Here is a 17,561-nt window from a genome sequence, read left to right on the forward strand (position 1 = left end):
TCTTATTTATAAGCAATGACAAACAAATTCACATCATCATTGATACAGCTTTGTAGCGTGATTCGTTCGCCACCACCAGTTCCAACGGTGAAATCCCAGTAGCTTGTTCCAGTACCAACTTCGTTGCCATAATCATCAAGCTGCAATAAGGTTTGTACCGTATAAGTTGTTGGTGTGCCATTCGCATCGGTAACAACGATTTGGCTGCCTACTCCTAAAGAAAATACATTAGAAAAGATTCCAGGATTGTGTCCGATGAAGTGGGTGTTTTGCCCGTCATCTCCTGATTGAACAGCTGATCCGCCCCAAGTTGATGCAACACCGCCGGGATTTGAGTCAATGATACTTTGACCACTGCCCTGTCCGCCGTTTTGATAAGGAATCGTTTGTCCATTCATGGTCAAAGTCATAGGTGCATAAGCTGGAGCTGCCACTGGTTCGGATGTTGCTGTGGAAACAGCTGACGTTGCTTGTGCTTCAGGAGTTGGGGTGATCGCAGTGTCCTCAACAGGAGCTGGTGTTACAGCGATTGGTTCGTTTTTAGCAACGATATGATAGAGTCGATCAGCATGGTCGGTGTTTCCATGTTGATCTGTAACAGAAAAGTGAACGGTTTGATCACCGATAATTGAAGTATCTAACGTATTTTCTGCTGACACTTTGGTTGTAAGATCACCATCATGATTGTCGGTTGCGCTAACACCATCATAAATATTGATTTGCGCGTCTTGTTCGACTGTTGCTTCAGGGACATCGATCAAGGGGGCAATCGTATCTTTTTTAACATTGACTGCCACTATTTTTTCTTTTATTTGTTTTTTCTTAGGGGTTGGGACTAATTTCTTCATATCCTGGACTGTTGGTACATTTTTTATAAGGTGGATTTTTTTTGTCTTAGATGAAGGTTCCGGAGTGCTTGCTCTACTGATAGTATCTGTCCAAATGTAGCCGCCGATAAATAAGGCTACACCTAAAATAGTGATGAAACCAGCGATGATCGTTTGTTTTATTGTGTTTTTTTTCATGTCTAATCCCTCCAAAAAAAGTGGTGAGATTTTCCATTTATCGATAAATTTTAAATCCTCGTTTTTACATTTATATAATAAAAGCTGCTTTTGAATAATCCAATTGAGTTGCGCTTTCAAACCATTCAAAAAAGAGCAAAATAATGCTATACTTATTGCTATATAAGGATTTCTTCAAAATATTCCTTATCATTGGAAAAATTTGAAGAAATGTACATTAAATTGAAAAGAGGGGGGAAAATGGAAAGATTATTGTCACCAGCAATGCATCGTAGAGTTCTGTTATTGAATTTATTAGATGAACCAAATGGATGGGTCACCTCAGAAGAGTTGGCTGAAAAAATTGATTGCTCCAAAAAAACAGTTATGCTGGATTGTCAGTACATAGAGGATCGTTGGTCGGATTATTTTACATTAGAAGTTTCAAGAAAATATGGTATTCGTTTGATTACATCTCCATATCACTCCATACATGACATCTATATAGAAATCATCAAAGAATCTAATGCGTTTACATTACTAGAAGCGATTTTCTTTCAACCAAACCAATCTGCAGCTTATTGGGAGGAAAAATTTTATTTAAGTAATTCCAGTTTGTACCGTCTGTCGAATTCGATATTATATGCATTGAAAGATCGAAAAATCAACATGAGTCGTTCGCCATATTATGTTTATGGGAAAGATGAACGAAAAGTTCGTTACTTTTTTACCTCTTATTTCATAGAAGTTTATGGAACCAGAGACTGGCCTTTCCCGTTTGATCGAGCAAAAATATTTACTCTCGCAGATAAAATAGTTGCTAAATTTGATTTAGAATTGAATGATGGGCAGCTTGTTCATTTGGTCAACTCGATTGCAGTAACGATCATCCGTGAATCTCAGGGGTTTTTGATTAAGAATAGAAGAGATCCCATCAATAGTTTTGTCAAAAAAATGATCGATATCAAAAAGTATCAGAAGGATGTCGAAGCAATCTTAACGCCCTTAGAGATCGTTTTACCAGAGAATTGGTATGAAGATTTTTGTTATTCGATTTTTTGGTGGGATTTTGGTTGGGATAATTTACAGGAAAAAGAAAAAATACTCAATCAAGGGAATGATTTGGTCGATACGATCAAAGAGGCATTGAAGATTGAAATTTCAGCCGTGAGTAGAGCAAGTATCGTCAATTTAGTTGAACATATTTATGCAAAACATAAAATGTTTCCCTATAAAAAATATATGGTGTATGATCGTTTTTTATATTCCAGCAAAATAATTAGACAGACTTATGTGGTTTTAGGCGCTGTAGTAACAAAAGCACTGAGTGACCTGGAGAAAAAGACCAAATTTCCTTGGGAGTCAATGTATTTTAACGAAATGCTGCATGAAATATCGATTCGCTGGGATCAGCTGACAGAGCAGTCTGATGCAAAACGTCATCAAGTTTCTGTTTTGGTTCTTAGTGACCTGGGGAAAGATCATGCAAAGCTGTTAGGCTCGATTTTACACGATAATTTTCGCGATAAAATCGCAATGACGATTCAAGAATATCACTACTATGATCAGCCGCCCCAAACACAAGACAATACGTTTGATTTGTATATTTCGAATTATGCGCTGTCTCATATAAATGAGGGAGTCAATATGATCGTAGAGGATATTCCGTCCTTTAAAAATATTATGGATCTGAGAAGTTTCATTGATAGGAAAAGATTAGTACTACCTAAAGATGTACAGTATTTGAATTCATGAGAACGATTATTTTTTTGACTTTAAAATAACGTGTGTTTGTTAATTACTTATTTGGAAATGGTCTTGGCAGATAGATTGGTTTAAGAGTAGAAACAAAAGGCTCTAGAGCAAGACGGAGGAAAACTATCTCACCTTTAACATTTTTTTAATGCCTTATCTGTCAAAATCACGTATAATAGTAACTAGTGAAATTTCGAGGGAGGGGTAAATCATGGCTTATCAAGCTTTGTATCGTGTCTGGCGTTCACAGCGCTTTGATGATGTGGTAGGACAAAAAGCAATTACTCAAACATTAAAAAATGCCATTGTGCAAAAGAAAACCTCACATGCCTATTTATTTACCGGCCCCAGAGGAACAGGAAAAACTAGTGCGGCGAAAATTTTTGCAAAAGCTATCAACTGTAAGCATAGTGTAGATGGTGAACCATGTAATGAATGTGAAACATGTATCGCAATCACTGAAGGCCGTTTGAATGATGTTATTGAAATCGATGCAGCCAGTAATAATGGGGTTGAAGAAATTCGTGATATTCGTGACAAGGCCAAATATGCGCCGACACAAGCAGAATATAAAGTCTATATCATCGATGAAGTCCATATGCTGTCAACTGGAGCCTTTAATGCACTTTTAAAGACCTTGGAAGAACCACCGCAAAATGTTATTTTCATTTTAGCGACGACAGAACCACATAAGATTCCGTTAACGATCATCTCTAGAACGCAACGTTTTGATTTTAAACGTATTGGAACACAAGATATTGTCGATCACATGGCGTACATTTTAAAACAGATCAATGTTGCTTTTGAAGAACAAGCCTTGTACGTGATCGGTCGCGCAGCCGAAGGCGGGATGCGGGATGCATTGAGTATTTTAGATCAGACGATTTCTTTTAGTGACGAAAAGGTCACGCTGACAGATGCGATGCAGGTCACAGGTAGTTTGACGTATGAAATGATGGATCAGTACATTTCAAGCTGTACGGCGGGTGATGTCGAAAAGGCGTTGGAAACGTTAGAAAGTATTCTGGGTTCAGGAAAAGAAGCCAGACGCTTTTTAGAAGATCTACTATTATATTGCCGTGATTTATTGATGTTCCAGCAAGCACCAAAGCTCTTGGCGGAAAAAGTCGGAAATCTGACGGATCAGTTTAAAGAGCTGGCGGGACAAACGAATGCTGAAAAAATTTACCAAATGATCCAAATTCTAAGTGAAACTCAAAACGATATTCGCTTTACAAATAATGCAAATATCTATTTAGAAGTCGCAACGGTCAAACTGGCAAAATCAGTTAAGCCTGCCATGATGACAAACGAAACTGCTCCACAGGCAGCAACAGAAGATATCAGCGCATTGCAACAACAAATCGAGCAGCTGCAAAAAGAACTGATTGATTTGAAAAAAAATGGCGTTGCGGCTAAAGAAGCTGAGCCTGTTAAAACAACTCGCGCGACAAGCAGTAAGAGTACCTTGAGAATTCCAACAGAAATGGTTTATAAAGTCTTGAATGAGGCAACAAAAGATCATTTGATGAATGTTAAAAATGTCTGGGACGATCTATTACAGATGATGTCGGTGACACAACGCGCAATGCTGAAAGCTAGTGAACCAGTTGCCGCAGGACCTAAAGGCCTAGTAGTTGCTTTTGAGTATGAAATCGTCTGCGGACGTGCGATGGAAGATGAAGAATTGCAATTAGCTCTTCATAATAATCTTAGCCGCTTAGCGAATTATGCACCGGAGATGGTTTGCATCACGAAAGAAAGCTGGCCAAAACTACGACAATCATTCATTAGTCAAAACAAAGATCTAGGTAATGAACAGGCAACAAATGAACAAGATGCGGCAAGTGAAAGCACTCATTTACTAACAGATGAAGAAGAATTACCACAAGAAGTGAACAATCAAGTAGTAGACGAAGCGATTGCCATTTTCGGCTCAGAGCTCGTTGAAGTAATAAATGATTAAGAGGAGACGATAAATATGATGCGAGGCATGGGCAATATGCAAGGAATGATGAAACAAGTCCAAAAAATGCAAAAGGACATGGAAAAAGCACAGTCTGAACTAAACGAAAAAGAATTTACTGGTGCATCAACCAATGAATTAGTCACAGCAACGTTCACTGGTGACCGCAAAATGAAAGACATTTCTATTAAAGAAGACGTTGTAGATCCAGAAGATATCGATATGCTTCAAGATCTTGTGATCATGGCAGTCAATGATGCTTTAGCTAAAGTTGACAAGGAATCAGAAGCAACAATGGGTAAATACACTAAAGGGTTACCAGGATTTTAAACGAAATAAAAGCGTAGAGCCAACCGCATAGCTGCATGGTTCTGCGTTTTTTTGTCTAGATAATGTTTATTTTATGTATAAAAGGAGTGTTTGGAAATGAAGATTGAATATGTGATTTTTGATTTTGATGGAACCTTAGGAGACTCAAAAGAATGCGGATTTAAAGCAACAGAAGAAGCATTTAAAAAAATGTCGCTAGCTATTCCTAAAAAAGAAACGATTGAATATTACATGGGCATCCCAATTGAAAAATCATTTAAAGAAATGTCGAACAGAGCACTTTCATCGGTTGAATTTGACGAATTGCTCGGTTTATTTCGAACGTATTATAAAGAATATGAAGAGCAATATCTCGTTATTTTTCCAGGGATCAAAGAGTTATTAGTAGGATTGAAGGCTCGTAAAATAGTAATGTTTGTATTATCAAGCAAAAAAACAGATGTACTGCAAAGAAATTTAGAATCCTTAGAGATTGATGCCTATTTTGAAGAAGTGGTGGGTTCCGACAAAGTTTCTAATTACAAACCCGATCCAGAAGGCATTCATTATCTACTGAAAAAGCATCAGTTAGATCCAGCTAAAGTTTTGATGGTAGGAGACGCAATATTTGATCTTCAAATGGGGAGAGCGGCAAAAGTAGAAACTTGTGGGGTGACATGGGGCAGTCACGCGAAGGAAGAATTGGCGAAAGAACAGCCAAATGTATTGATCGATGAACCGAAAGAACTTCTGTCTTGGATAATCTAAAATAGATCATGAAATATAACTGAATTCTTCCAGTATGACAATTCACCTTCAATCTTGTCATTGATCAACTACCTTCAAATAATTTTAGAGAAAGAGATTTATCGTTTTTCAAAAAACAGTTGCCTCAATTTGAAAAGGAAATACGCTAGCTGATTTAAATGAAAAACAAAGAGATATTTTTTTCATAGCCAATAGCGTATTTACTTTAGGGATATTACTTCTGCTAATTATAAAAATAAATGCAAAAAGAGAAATTTTGTTAATTCACATCGTAGTGATAATAAGATTTCTCTTTTTAATTAGAGTTTAATTACTTTGATCGATCCAACAGGATAAAATGTATTATTTAAAGTAAAGGATGGAAAAATTGCAGAAATGAACATACTACATAGTTGTTATTTTAAATAGAAGGAACGATTACGAATGAGGAAAAGCAAGTAAGGCAAATAAAAGAAAGCTATGAACAACACTTTCATGAAGCACGTCATTTTTTAGATAATCTATGCTATCTATTTCATAAAAACGAGCAAGGTACATTTTATCAATCGTTGATGGATGAATATTCTAAAAAAACAAAACAAATACTAGAACATTTAGAAATAGATGAAACAGAACTCCATGATCAAAAGAAGAGAGTAATAGGCCTACTAGAGGATATCGAATATGAAAAGAGAAAATTATTAGCAGAGGAGGACACGAATGAGTGTTGATATGTATGTATCATCGTCTCAAAGTCAAGCTTCTAGTGTGTATTCAATGTGTAAGGCACAAACAGAAGGTTATCAAGAATTGCAAAAAGCGATCACTGACTTTGTGGTCACAAGTTCTTTCTTGACGGGGAAAGCGTATGATTCGGCTAAAGCTTATTTTAATATGGTGTTATATCCGTTAACACAAGGTGGCATATTATTATCAGAAGCTGTTGAGTAAGCCGTTAAGAAATTTCCAGAAGAATATATTTCTCAAGTGGATAGTGGCGATTTGAAACAATCAGAATTGGAAGAAAATATTCGTAAAGCAGATCAATTATTGAGTCAGGCGGAAAATATTCGTAGAGAATTACATTTGTCCAAAACACCAGATGCAACCAAAGCATTTCAGTTATTGGGAATGCAGCGTTGATCGGCATGTATAGTGCAACAAAACAAAAACTAGAAGAACAGCTACAAAAATTGTTGGCATTTAAATGAATAATGGTCCTTTATTAGATCAGTTACGTAAGATAGAACCTGGGGAATGGAAAAAAATATATAAAAATGGATATGACAAGTCAGGAAAAAAAATCTCTGTTCATTATTTTGAAAGTAAGTCAGGAAAAGTATTTAATGTGAAAACTAAACCACAGTGGAGTTATAGAGGAAAATAAAGGAGGTAAATAGATATGGAAGTCAGCAAAGATACATTAAATGTTCAAGTGAAATATACAAATGAAATAGAGAGGTTTGTGCTAATTAATATTATAGGAATTTGTGATGCGTTATTGAACGATCTGATTACTTTTGATGATGCTACCAGATATTTCTTTAATTATTACACAAAAGGAGTACTTGAAGAGAAAAAACTATCTGAGCCTGTATTGGAAGTGGTGAAACTAACTTGTCAATTGGATGAAGTCGAATTAGCAATTCCAGTATTTTTTACAAAAGAAGATTTAAATAAAGAGATAGAAAAGGTAAAAATAAAGGCTGAAAAAGTTTTAGCTTTGAATAAACGTCCAGAAAAATTGACTTTGAGCGCTGTTTATCCGTGGATAGATGAAGGTGGTTCAAGAGATGAAATTGTGGACGCGATAGAATAGAGATAAGTAAAATTTATATTTAGGTATACTTTTATCATTAGTAAAGTGTGATACTATATTTGAATTCATCATTATTTAAGATAAACAGAAAATATAGATCAAATTTCTCATTACAATAGTATTGACTAATCATACTTAGCAGAATATGTTAAAATGGAAATTATGAAAAAATAAAGGGAAGTCATTAGTAAAAAGTAATTGAGAAATTGTGGTAAAAAGATGGTACAATAAACGTTCTGAAAAATAATGTAGAAAAAAGCTACATAAAAGAATATAAATCAATAAGTGATTATTTAGATAGCTTCCTAAATATGAAAGTGATATTCTTGATTCTTATTAATTTTAAAATAAACGTTATTACCGTTTTTGTTACCACCTAACTTTGTAGATGCTATAAACACCTGACATGAAAGGAAGTATAAAGTAATATGCATTATCCCGAACCCATTGCCAAACTAGTTGAAAGTTACATGAAATTACCCGGAATCGGTCAAAAAACGGCTGTCCGTTTAGCTTTTTATACACTCGATATGAAAGAAGAAGATGTCAATGCGTTTGCCAAGGCGTTGATCAGTGTGAAGCGTGATTTGCATTTTTGTAGTATTTGCGGAAATATCACAGAAGAAGATCCTTGTGAGATTTGTCAGGATAAAACGCGTGACCGCAGTATTATTTTGGTAGTTGAAGAGCCCAAAGATGTCATGGCGATGGAAAAAATGCGTGAGTATCACGGATTGTATCATGTTTTACATGGGGTTTTATCACCGATGGAAGGAACTGGACCAGAAGATATCAACATTGCGCCATTGATCCAGCGTTTACATGATGATGAAGTCAAAGAAGTCATTATTGCAACGAATGCGACGACAGAGGGAGAAGCTACAGCCATGTATCTTTCCCGTTTGATCAAGCCTGCTGGAATTACTGTCACTCGTTTGGCACATGGATTATCTGTGGGCAGTGATATTGAGTATGCAGATGAAGTGACCCTATTAAAAGCAGTCGAAGGAAGACGAGAATTGTAAAAAAGAAGAGAGGCTGAGACCAACGTATTTAGCGCCGAGAAATAAGAAGGAACTACTATTTTCTTGCCATTTATTCTGATTTAGAGAGCGAAACAAAATTGATTGTTAGTTTTGTTCCGCTCTCTTTAACATGTGATAAACGGTGACCAAAAGGCAGGTTCTTTGGCAATTTTGCAATAACTGAGCAATACAAAAAGCATATGATTCGGTTATTACTCCAATTGCTTGAACATAAGTGACTTCTATACCCAACCTCTTCTTTTAATTATTAGGGAACCTGGCTAAATCTCTACTTTTCAAAAATATTGTTTGAATAAAATCAAGCAACAACAAACAAGATATTAGGCTAGTCCAAGTTATTATCATAATTTGAACAACAATAAAGCTGACACAAAAAAGCGTGTCAGTTTTTCTTAAATATGTGAGCACTAAAAACAATTGTTTTTGGTGTGAAACTAGCAGTTCGAAAATATGCAGACAAAGATTTTGGTTTTATCACAGGAGAAGATAGTCAAGATGTGTCTGCTTACTTTTCAGCTATTCAAGCAAGTGGATTTAAATCACTAGACGAAAGGCAAGCGGTAACTTTTGATACTGAAGAGAATCAACGTGGACACAAGCTATTAACATCCATAAAGCATAATTAGTTAGGTGTCACAAGTTATTGTGGCTTTTTTTACTGAGAGTAAAATAATAAATGGGATTTGGATAATAGATAAAGATCATTAGTAAAGTTTAGATGAAAGAATTTGTGATTGTTGCGCACCATTTCAGGTTGAATTTCAATTTTTCGATTCAGTAAAGCGATTGAAATCTGATACATAATTTTTTTAAATGACACATTTTATCGTGGGAAGGTGAATGCAAGCGAAAAAAATATATATAGCTCTTTTCTATTTTTTATGAGTATTCTCTTATAGATAATCGTATCATTTGTACCAAATAATTTTAGCCTTTATAGTAATAATTGTACAAATGATTTGAATATTTTATGAAAGGATGGAAATTATGGAAAAGAACACAAGAAAAAGAGGACTTGTATCTTATTTGGCACCTGATGAAGGCGCGGGCGTAAATATTTCTTGGGGAGCAATCTTAGCTGGTTTAGTTTCATTCTTTGCAATCTTTATTACATTAAGTTTGATTGGTTCAGCAATTGGTTTTGGTATAGTTAAGCCAACCTCTGATAATCCATTGGATGGTGTAGGTACTGGATTGACAATTTGGACAGTTGTAACGTTTATTTTAGCTTTATTTTGTAGTGGCTTTATTGCCGGAGTAGCAGCGCGAAGAATAGGATTACTCCATGGTTTTCTAACTTGGGCAACGAGTGTTTTAGTTTTAGTAGCTATTCTTTCGTATACAGCAATTGGAGCTTTTTCGGCAGTAGGATCTTTATTTGGAGATATCGTCTCAGCAACAGGAAGTGGTATACAGACAGTAGCGTCTGGAACTGCAGATACAATTAGTAAATCTTTCGATAAAGTTACAGAGAATGTTCAGTCAGTGAATACAGATGAACTTCAATCTCAAGTAAAAAAAGTATTGTCCGACACTGATGTTCCTGAACTACAACCAAACTATTTACAAGATCAAATGAAAGAAGCAACTAATGAAATTACAGATGCGGGCAAAGAATTAGTAAAAGATCCAGAAAATGCTGATAAAATCTTTAAAGATACTGGGAACTCTCTAAAAGAAAGAGCAAAAAATATAGGTGATTCTGTTGATCGTGAAGCGATTGCGAATGCTGTGTCAGCAAATACGGAACTTTCAAAAGAAGAAGCTGATCAAGCAACAGAGAACATTTATAATGAATTGCAAAAAGCCTCTGACGAAGCGCAAAAACAAATTGAAACAGCCCAAACTAATCTTGAAAAAGCTAAAGATGATTTGGATGAAACGATCAAAGAAGCGAGAGAAAAAGCAGAAGATGCTTCAAATACGGTGGCAAAAGCTTCTGTTTGGAGTTTTATAGCTATGGTCCTTGGAATGGTTATTACTTCTTTTGCGGGTATGTGGGGCGCTAATTTAGTAAAAAATCCAGAGACAGAAAGTAAACTGTGATTAATAAAAATAGTTTAGGAAAAATATAACAGAAATCAAAACTGAACCTCCAGATACTAATCCGCGTGATTTGAGTCTGGAGGTTTTTTATTAAAAGTTTGATTTTGACCTAATTTTAATGTGTAAATTATGTGTGCTCATTTTTCTTGAAATTAGACTATCAAAATTCAACAATACTGATCGTAAAACCATCATATCCTTTAACCCCTACAGTTTCTATAGCTATTGAGCTCAATTTAGGATGAGCAGCAAGATCATCGACGAATGACCGTACACCCTGTACCCGTCCGTCTGTGCTATTTGCGACTAGAACAGCACCATCGCGTACGACATTATCACCGATAATAATTGTTCCTGGTTTAGCTAATTTCAGTGCATATTCTAAGTAGACAGAGTTATTTTCTTTATCCGCATCGATGAAGATCAAATCGAACGGAGCTGTTTCAGACAGTACCATGTGCTTTAGGCTTTCTGCAGCTGCGCCAACTAGAATCGTTACTTGGTCAGAAACATTTGCCGCTGTTAAATTTTCTTTGGCAACAGCCGCGTGTTTACTGTCAAATTCAAGAGAGATGAGTTGACCATCGGAGTCAAGAGCTTTAGCAAACCATAAGCTACTATATCCTCCAAGTGTACCGATTTCTAAAATCCGTTTAGCACCTTTGATTTTTGCAAGAAGATAAAGAAATTTTCCTTGACTGGGAGAAACATCGTGCGGCGGTAATCCGTACTTTTCATTATTTTGTAGAAGTTTGTCAAAAAGTGGGTCATTTCCTACTAGTTTTTCACTAAAATAAGCATCTACTTCAGAAAATAAATGTTCCAATGGATTCACTCCTTTTTCTTTATAGCATCAGTGTATCATGAAAGTAAATAAATGAAAGTCTATTCATCTCGGACAATTCAATTAGACTGATTGTGATAGATAAAGTATAATAGGTAGAAGGAATCAAAGTAAGTTAGGGGATTAGTAAAGTGCAAGGTATTTTTATAACGATCGAAGGACCAGATGGCGCTGGAAAAACAAGTGTCTTGAATGAACTATATCCAAGATTGGATTTGGCAGCAGAAAAAAGTATCATCAAAACAAGAGAACCAGGCGGCATTCCTATTTCTGAGAAGATCCGCAAAATCATTTTAGATCCAAAGAATCAAGAGATGGATGAACGAACAGAAGCGTTGCTTTACGCTGCTGCTAGACGTCAACATCTGATGGAAAAAGTGTTGCCTGCCCTTGAAGCTGGCAAGATCGTTTTATGCGACAGGTTTGTAGACAGTTCATTAGCTTATCAAGGAGCTGGCCGCCGTATTGGCGTTGAAGCCATTGCCTCGATCAATGAGTTTGCGATCGAAGGAACAGTGCCTGATTTTACGATTTATTTGGATGTCGATTCTGATACGGGCTTGAACCGAATCAGGAATAACCGTCAACAGCAGATCGATCGATTGGATTCTGAGGGATTGGAATTTCATCAACGGGTGCGTCACGAATACTTGAAGTTAGTTGAAGAAAATCCGCAGAGAATCACCAAGATCGATGCTAGAATGAGCTTAGAAAATGTTGTTGAAGCAACATTCCAGGCAATTGTAACTCGTTACCCAGAATATTTTAGAATTTAGGAAGGTGTTTGACTATGAAAATTATTTTAGCGATTGTCCAAGACAAAGACAGTAACCGTTTAGCCAATGAGTTTATCGATGCAAATATTCGTGCAACGAAGTTGTCGTCGACCGGAGGCTTTTTGAAAGCTGGAAATAGCACGTTTATCGTTGGTATCGATGATGAACGTGTAGAAGAAGCATTAGAGTTGATCAAACAAACCTGCCAGTCTCGTAAACAATATGTGTCAACACCAGTGACATTGGATATTACGATGGATGGTCAAGTACCTTATCCTGTAGAGGTCGAGGTTGGAGGAGCAACAGTCTTTGTACTCCCAGTAGAAGGATTCCACCAATATTAAGATGAATGAAGCACAATACTTAAGTGAGCAGCAGCCGTTGCTTTACCAACAACTTCAAAAAAGCTTTGAGCATGGTCGTCTTGCCCATGCTTATCTTTTTGAAGGGGATACAGGAACTGGTAAAAAAGATTTCGGGTTGTGGATGGCGAAGCATGTTTTTTGTACCAATTTGATAGATAATACTCCTTGTAACCAGTGCAACAACTGTTTGAGGATCAATGACAATGAACATCCTGATGTGTTGCGCGTAGCCCCAGATGGTCAAACGATCAAGGTCGATCAGATCAGAGCATTAAAAGCAGAGTTCAGTAAAAGTGGTGTGGAAACAGCGCAAAAGGTTTTCTTGATCGAGCAGGCAGATAAAATGAGCATTGGAGCAGCGAATAGTTTGTTGAAATTTTTGGAAGAGCCGGAAGGAAAAATCTTGGCGATTTTGGAAACAAATTCATTAGCAAAAATTTTACCAACCATTCAGTCGCGTTGTCAGGTACTGCATTTTCAGCCACTTGTAAAAGAAAAATTGATTCATGCTCTGACAGAAACTGGCATCAGTAAAAATAGTGCAGCTATTTTAGCAGAACTAACAAATAGTTTTGACAAAGCAGTTGAATTATCCAAGGATGAATGGTTTAATGAAGCTAGGGAAGTTATGCAGCAATGGTTTGATTATTTGATCAAAGATGATCTGCAGGCCTTTGTATATGTTCAAAAAAAGATGATCAAAGTCTTTAAAGAAAAAGAACAGCAAGCATTGAGTTTTGATGTACTACTTGCTTTTTACCGTAAACAGCTCACTGACAGTGTCTCTCAAGAACAGCTCAAACGTGTGATCGAACAACAGGCGCAACGAATCGAGCTGATTTTAAAAGCACGCCAAAAATGGGAAGCAAATGTCAGCTGGCAAAGTGTTTGCGAGCAATTAGTGATCCGAATGATTCACCCTAAAACATAAATAGGAGGAAGAAAATGGTAGAAGTAGTAGGAGTTCGTTTCCGTGAAGCTGGTCACATCTATTATTTTGCTCCTGGAAAATCAGAGTATTTTTACAATGATAAAGTTCTTGTGGAGTCACAGCAGTCTAAACAGCTGGCCACAGTTGCGATACCTAAAAAAACAGTCGATCCGGAAGATTTGCCGGAAGAATTGAAGCCCATTTTAAATAAAGCATCAGAAACAGATCTAGAAAAAGAACAAAAAAATGTGGATGATGCACAAGCTGCATTAAGTGTGGCAAAAGAGAAGATTCGTGCGCATGATTTGGAGATGAAATTGATTCGTGTCGAATATACTTTTGACCGCAGCAAAATGATTTTCTATTTTACCGCAGATGGACGAATCGATTTTCGTGAATTGGTCAAAGATCTAGCTGCGATTTTTCGTACAAGGATCGAATTACGCCAAATCGGTGTCAGAGATGAAGCAAAAATTTTAGGTGGAATCGGTCCCTGCGGCAGACAATTATGCTGTTCAACTTTTTTAGGTGACTTTATGCCAGTATCGATCAAGATGGCCAAAGATCAAGGACTATCGTTGAATCCTGTAAAAATTTCTGGTTTATGCGGGCGCTTGATGTGCTGCTTGAAATACGAAAATGATGAATATGAAGCAGCGAAAAAAGAATTACCTGACTATGGAAAAGATGTCATGACACCAGATGGCAAAGGCCGAGTAGTCGGCTTGAATCTTTTAAGTCGAATCATCAAAGTTCGTTTAGTCGGACGTGAAACGGCCGTCGAATACGACTATGAAGAAATCAAAGAAGCAACAGAAAAAGCACAAGCTGAAAAAGGTGATCAGAATGGATAAGCGTTCTTTATACGATGGACTGAGTTCTCTTGAAACGGATTTGCAGGGAACTTTAGGACAATTATCCGAAATCAAAGAAGCACTTCATGAGTTAGTCGAAAAAAATACAACGCTTGAGATAGAGAACCAGCGATTGCGTGAGCATTTACAAGAAGTCACGAAGCTTTCAGAAAATCCTGATGATCTTACAGACCCAGCAAAACAAGAGCTATCTAAATCTCGTATGAATTTAGAAAAGCTTTATGAAGAAGGGTTTCATGTATGTAATATTTTATATGGTTCTCGTCGCGAAAATGATGAAGAGTGTGCTTTTTGTTTAGATGTGATTTATGGTGAACGATACAAATAAAAATTAGACATGGAAAGTGTAAAACAGTAGCTAATCTACATTTGTTTTGCACTTTTAGTCCTCAAAGAGGCTGGGAATAAAGTATTTATCCCACCTTTTTTGTGTAAAAGGAGAACGTATGCAAAAGCAAAAAAGTTTTGATTCAGCTAATCTAGGACAGCTATACTTAGTGCCGACTCCAATTGGAAATCTGGAAGATATGAGTGTTCGCTGTATCAAGATTTTGAAAGAAGCGACGATCATTGCAAGTGAGGATACCAGAAATACACAGAAATTGTTGAATCATTTTGAGATTTCTACCCCTCAGGTCAGTTTTCATGAACACAATTATAAAGAACGGATTCCGCAGTTTATCGAACGGTTAGTGTCAGGGGAAACGATCGCACAAGTCAGTGATGCAGGGATGCCGTCCATCAGTGATCCGGGTCATGAATTAGTGACTGCTTGTATTGAAAATGATATCAAAGTCATTGCACTTCCTGGTCCAACTGCTGGAATTACAGCTTTGATCGCCTCTGGGTTATCCCCACAGCCATTCACTTTTTATGGTTTTTTACCACGAAAGAAAAAAGAACAGATCGAGAGCCTGGAGCAGTTGAAGCAAAATCGACCAACGCAGATTTTTTATGAATCTCCTCACCGAATCGCAACCACAGTGAAGCATGTTGCAGAAGTTTTTGGAGAAGAACGGAAGGCTGTGATCTGCCGGGAACTGACGAAGCTCCATGAAGAATATCTAAGAGGAACGTTGGCTGAACTAAGAGATTACTTAGCTGAGCACACATTAAAAGGTGAGTGCTGTCTCTTAGTGGAGGGTTTTACTGGAGAAACAGATATTCAAGAAGAGTTGAACCTATCTATCAAAGAACACATAGCTTTTTTGATGGATGAAGGACTATCCTCAAAAGAAGCAATCAAAGAAGTCGCTAAACAAAGAAACTTAAAAAAACAAGAAGTTTATAAAGAATATCATATCAATTGATTTTTTTTAGAATAATGTACCGTTATTATTTTTCTTTTCTTTTTTAAATTTAAAAAAAGCCCAAAACTTACTATTTAATTTTGGGCTGTTTTTTTCTCTTATATTTATCGTTTTTCAAAAAAATATGATATAAATATCTAGTTCTTTTGTTGTAAAATGTAAGTATTAAGTTTTGTATTCTTTCTTTAAGGAATAAAAAAATTTGATAAATGTGCCGAGTGTAAAAAAGGAGAAAAATCATGGATAAGAAAAGAATAGTTGCGTTAGTTCTAATGGTTTTGAGTATTGTTGTTTTTGGGGAAACAACAGAAGCGGCTCAACTCGATTTACCAGTCAATACAATTACAGGTTCCGTTTATCAAGACATCAATGAAAACGGAGTGATGGAGCTGAAAAATTTTGAGATCACAGTTCCAAAACAAGAAGTTCGTTTGTATCGTTCATTAGCTGATGCACAACAAGACCAACAGGTTATTAGTACGACTAGCACGAATGCAGTCGGTGTGTTTAGCTTTACGAAATTAAAACGAGGAGAGTATTATATTCGTTATGATTTTGATAAAGCGTATCGTACAGTTGATTTTACGCAAAGTGCGTTGGATGATGCTGGTCTTCCAATCAGCGGAATTGCAAAAATTGATGTAACAAATCGCTTGAAGTTGTTATATACAATCGATCTTCCGCAAAAGCGCGTGACGAATTTGGAAATTTTACCTTTTGAAGATAAAAACTGGAATGGATTAATGGACCCGGAAGAAGCGATTATGGATGGCAAGACAATGATCATTTTGAATGTTCGTCGTTTTTCTGAAGTTATCAAGAATAAAGAACTTGATGGTTTGGATGTATCCAAATTGCTTTCGGGTGCTCTAGGAGGCAATCTTGACCTCTCAGATGCGATTTATTTTAGAACAACAAAAAATGGTCAGATCATAAATATGCCGGACGTCACTTCCGATCTATATATTATTATCCGTTCACCATTTGATCTGACTTTATCATCAATGGTTAACAATCTCACGAAGATCAATGCATTGCTGGCTATTATACAGGGCGGCGATCTTGAGGCCATTTTGAATGATCCGGAATTGATTGCGGCGGGTGATATCGATACAAATTCAGATAATGAGTATATCCATCTGTTAGCATCGATCTTACCGAAAATAGCAGATGAAGTAGATAAAATCAACTACAATGAAATCATTGGAGAAGATAATGCTGCTGTGATCACGAAAACGACCAATCAGTTACGAGCAATTGAAACGTTACTTAAAAAGATTCCTGCGATGCGCTTTGTCAAAGTAGATCATTTCGGGAATAGTTATGATTTAACAGGTATGAAATTCAAACGTACAAATCAGTTTTTCTTTGGCATAAAAAAATATGCAACCTTATCAGGATATGCATTTAATGATAAGAATAAAAATGGAAAAAAAGATCTATTAGAAAGACTACAATCGATCGATCTAACTATTTATGATGCTAAAGGAAATGTTTTGAGTACTGTAAAAACACCAGCTAGCATCGGTGAATACAAATTGATCAACTTACCTTATGACCAAGCTCTTTATCTAGGAATCCCTGAAAACCTAACTAGTTCGACAGCAATGACTGTAGATAAACCAGCAGCATTAGCAGATAAGAATATCATTGGTGAATACTATATAGAAGGAACTTCAGGAAACGCTAGTTTAAAACAAGATATCGGTATCATTAATTAATCAGAGAAATAGATTGTCTCGGCACATAAAAAAGGATTGAAACGATA

The 17,561-nt window shown here is 36.4% G+C and carries 20 protein-coding genes and 1 pseudogene; 19 read left to right on the forward strand and 2 right to left on the reverse strand.

Annotated elements, in window-relative coordinates:
- Positions 1–2: 2 nt before the first annotated feature.
- Complete coding sequence (locus tag CC204_RS18275; protein ID WP_088271476.1) at positions 3–1,025, reverse strand: immunoglobulin-like domain-containing protein; 1,023 nt, start codon at positions 1,023–1,025, stop codon at positions 3–5.
- A gap of 240 nt (positions 1,026–1,265) precedes the next feature.
- Here CC204_RS18275 and CC204_RS18280 point away from each other — a divergent pair, with 240 nt between their 5' ends.
- The 12 genes and pseudogenes from CC204_RS18280 (at position 1,266) to CC204_RS18330 (ending at position 10,692) form a co-directional block, all read left to right on the forward strand.
- Positions 1,266–2,759, forward strand: a complete 1,494-nt coding sequence (locus tag CC204_RS18280; RefSeq protein ID WP_088271477.1) for a helix-turn-helix domain-containing protein — start codon at positions 1,266–1,268, stop codon at positions 2,757–2,759.
- Between the two features lie 211 nt (positions 2,760–2,970).
- The gene (dnaX, locus tag CC204_RS18285) at positions 2,971–4,725 is read left to right on the forward strand and encodes a DNA polymerase III subunit gamma/tau (RefSeq protein WP_088271478.1); all 1,755 of its coding nucleotides are present in this window, start codon (positions 2,971–2,973) and stop codon (positions 4,723–4,725) included.
- A gap of 15 nt (positions 4,726–4,740) precedes the next feature.
- Positions 4,741–5,055 (forward strand): YbaB/EbfC family nucleoid-associated protein, encoded by a 315-nt coding sequence (locus CC204_RS18290; protein ID WP_088271479.1) that lies wholly within the window; start codon positions 4,741–4,743, stop codon positions 5,053–5,055.
- A 96-nt stretch (positions 5,056–5,151) separates the two neighbouring features.
- Positions 5,152–5,802 carry an HAD family hydrolase gene (locus tag CC204_RS18295; RefSeq protein ID WP_088271480.1) on the forward strand — a complete coding sequence of 217 codons (651 nt, stop codon included), beginning with the start codon at positions 5,152–5,154 and terminating at the stop codon, positions 5,800–5,802.
- 446 nt (positions 5,803–6,248) lie between these two features.
- The gene (locus CC204_RS18300; protein WP_229677489.1) at positions 6,249–6,512 is read left to right on the forward strand and encodes a DUF3958 family protein; all 264 of its coding nucleotides are present in this window, start codon (positions 6,249–6,251) and stop codon (positions 6,510–6,512) included.
- On the forward strand, positions 6,502–6,732 hold the full coding sequence (locus tag CC204_RS18305) for a hypothetical protein (RefSeq protein ID WP_088271482.1): 231 nt from the start codon (positions 6,502–6,504) through the stop codon (positions 6,730–6,732). The genes CC204_RS18300 and CC204_RS18305 overlap by 11 nt, the downstream gene beginning before the upstream one ends.
- 51 nt (positions 6,733–6,783) lie before the next feature.
- Complete coding sequence (locus tag CC204_RS21240) at positions 6,784–6,924, forward strand: hypothetical protein (RefSeq protein ID WP_157894323.1); 141 nt, start codon at positions 6,784–6,786, stop codon at positions 6,922–6,924.
- Between the two features lie 64 nt (positions 6,925–6,988).
- Positions 6,989–7,168 carry a hypothetical protein gene (locus CC204_RS18310; RefSeq protein ID WP_088271483.1) on the forward strand — a complete coding sequence of 60 codons (180 nt, stop codon included), beginning with the start codon at positions 6,989–6,991 and terminating at the stop codon, positions 7,166–7,168.
- Positions 7,169–7,183: 15 nt separating this feature from the next.
- The gene (locus CC204_RS18315) at positions 7,184–7,600 is read left to right on the forward strand and encodes a DUF3969 family protein (protein WP_088271484.1); all 417 of its coding nucleotides are present in this window, start codon (positions 7,184–7,186) and stop codon (positions 7,598–7,600) included.
- 428 nt (positions 7,601–8,028) lie between these two features.
- Positions 8,029–8,625, forward strand: coding sequence for a recombination mediator RecR (gene recR / locus CC204_RS18320; protein WP_087639393.1), 597 nt, complete (start codon positions 8,029–8,031; stop codon positions 8,623–8,625).
- Between the two features lie 449 nt (positions 8,626–9,074).
- A pseudogene (locus CC204_RS18325) lies at positions 9,075–9,268 on the forward strand (cold-shock protein).
- A gap of 365 nt (positions 9,269–9,633) precedes the next feature.
- Positions 9,634–10,692, forward strand: a complete 1,059-nt coding sequence (locus CC204_RS18330; protein ID WP_088271486.1) for a hypothetical protein — start codon at positions 9,634–9,636, stop codon at positions 10,690–10,692.
- 160 nt (positions 10,693–10,852) lie between these two features.
- Here CC204_RS18330 and CC204_RS18335 read toward each other — a convergent pair whose 3' ends face one another.
- Positions 10,853–11,518 (reverse strand): O-methyltransferase, encoded by a 666-nt coding sequence (locus CC204_RS18335; protein WP_088271487.1) that lies wholly within the window; start codon positions 11,516–11,518, stop codon positions 10,853–10,855.
- 149 nt (positions 11,519–11,667) lie between these two features.
- Here CC204_RS18335 and tmk point away from each other — a divergent pair, with 149 nt between their 5' ends.
- The 7 genes from tmk (at position 11,668) to CC204_RS18370 (ending at position 17,514) form a co-directional block, all read left to right on the forward strand.
- On the forward strand, positions 11,668–12,312 hold the full coding sequence (gene tmk, locus CC204_RS18340) for a dTMP kinase (protein WP_088271488.1): 645 nt from the start codon (positions 11,668–11,670) through the stop codon (positions 12,310–12,312).
- 14 nt (positions 12,313–12,326) lie between these two features.
- The gene (locus CC204_RS18345; RefSeq protein WP_069662228.1) at positions 12,327–12,656 is read left to right on the forward strand and encodes a cyclic-di-AMP receptor; all 330 of its coding nucleotides are present in this window, start codon (positions 12,327–12,329) and stop codon (positions 12,654–12,656) included.
- Position 12,657: 1 nt separating this feature from the next.
- The gene (gene holB / locus CC204_RS18350) at positions 12,658–13,608 is read left to right on the forward strand and encodes a DNA polymerase III subunit delta' (protein WP_088271489.1); all 951 of its coding nucleotides are present in this window, start codon (positions 12,658–12,660) and stop codon (positions 13,606–13,608) included.
- A 14-nt stretch (positions 13,609–13,622) separates the two neighbouring features.
- Positions 13,623–14,462, forward strand: coding sequence for a PSP1 domain-containing protein (locus CC204_RS18355; RefSeq protein ID WP_088271490.1), 840 nt, complete (start codon positions 13,623–13,625; stop codon positions 14,460–14,462).
- Entirely contained in the window at positions 14,455–14,811 is a 357-nt protein-coding gene (locus tag CC204_RS18360) for a DNA replication initiation control protein YabA (RefSeq protein WP_088271491.1), read from the forward strand. Before CC204_RS18355 ends, CC204_RS18360 begins: the two co-directional genes overlap by 8 nt.
- Positions 14,812–14,929: 118 nt before the next feature.
- Positions 14,930–15,793: a 16S rRNA (cytidine(1402)-2'-O)-methyltransferase gene (gene rsmI, locus CC204_RS18365; RefSeq protein ID WP_088271492.1), complete on the forward strand. Its 864-nt coding sequence runs from the start codon at positions 14,930–14,932 to the stop codon at positions 15,791–15,793.
- Between the two features lie 239 nt (positions 15,794–16,032).
- Entirely contained in the window at positions 16,033–17,514 is a 1,482-nt protein-coding gene (locus CC204_RS18370) for an SdrD B-like domain-containing protein (RefSeq protein ID WP_088271493.1), read from the forward strand.
- The last annotated feature ends 47 nt before the right edge of the window (positions 17,515–17,561 follow it).

The sequence above is a fragment of the Enterococcus wangshanyuanii genome (assembly GCF_002197645.1).
In the GTDB taxonomy this organism is placed as follows: domain Bacteria; phylum Bacillota; class Bacilli; order Lactobacillales; family Enterococcaceae; genus Enterococcus_L; species Enterococcus_L wangshanyuanii.

What these genes read in the sequence shown, in the direction of transcription:
- CC204_RS18275 (WP_088271476.1), bottom strand. Translation starts at nt 1,025, where the DNA reads ATGAAAAAAAACACAATAAAACAAACGATCATCGCTGGTTTCATCACT.
- CC204_RS18280 (WP_088271477.1), top strand. Translation starts at nt 1,266, where the DNA reads ATGGAAAGATTATTGTCACCAGCAATGCATCGTAGAGTTCTGTTATTG.
- dnaX (WP_088271478.1), top strand. Translation starts at nt 2,971, where the DNA reads ATGGCTTATCAAGCTTTGTATCGTGTCTGGCGTTCACAGCGCTTTGAT.
- CC204_RS18290 (WP_088271479.1), top strand. Translation starts at nt 4,741, where the DNA reads ATGATGCGAGGCATGGGCAATATGCAAGGAATGATGAAACAAGTCCAA.
- CC204_RS18295 (WP_088271480.1), top strand. Translation starts at nt 5,152, where the DNA reads ATGAAGATTGAATATGTGATTTTTGATTTTGATGGAACCTTAGGAGAC.
- CC204_RS18305 (WP_088271482.1), top strand. Translation starts at nt 6,502, where the DNA reads ATGAGTGTTGATATGTATGTATCATCGTCTCAAAGTCAAGCTTCTAGT.
- CC204_RS18310 (WP_088271483.1), top strand. Translation starts at nt 6,989, where the DNA reads ATGAATAATGGTCCTTTATTAGATCAGTTACGTAAGATAGAACCTGGG.
- CC204_RS18315 (WP_088271484.1), top strand. Translation starts at nt 7,184, where the DNA reads ATGGAAGTCAGCAAAGATACATTAAATGTTCAAGTGAAATATACAAAT.
- recR (WP_087639393.1), top strand. Translation starts at nt 8,029, where the DNA reads ATGCATTATCCCGAACCCATTGCCAAACTAGTTGAAAGTTACATGAAA.
- CC204_RS18330 (WP_088271486.1), top strand. Translation starts at nt 9,634, where the DNA reads ATGGAAAAGAACACAAGAAAAAGAGGACTTGTATCTTATTTGGCACCT.
- CC204_RS18345 (WP_069662228.1), top strand. Translation starts at nt 12,327, where the DNA reads ATGAAAATTATTTTAGCGATTGTCCAAGACAAAGACAGTAACCGTTTA.
- holB (WP_088271489.1), top strand. Translation starts at nt 12,658, where the DNA reads ATGAATGAAGCACAATACTTAAGTGAGCAGCAGCCGTTGCTTTACCAA.
- CC204_RS18355 (WP_088271490.1), top strand. Translation starts at nt 13,623, where the DNA reads ATGGTAGAAGTAGTAGGAGTTCGTTTCCGTGAAGCTGGTCACATCTAT.
- CC204_RS18360 (WP_088271491.1), top strand. Translation starts at nt 14,455, where the DNA reads ATGGATAAGCGTTCTTTATACGATGGACTGAGTTCTCTTGAAACGGAT.
- rsmI (WP_088271492.1), top strand. Translation starts at nt 14,930, where the DNA reads ATGCAAAAGCAAAAAAGTTTTGATTCAGCTAATCTAGGACAGCTATAC.
- CC204_RS18370 (WP_088271493.1), top strand. Translation starts at nt 16,033, where the DNA reads ATGGATAAGAAAAGAATAGTTGCGTTAGTTCTAATGGTTTTGAGTATT.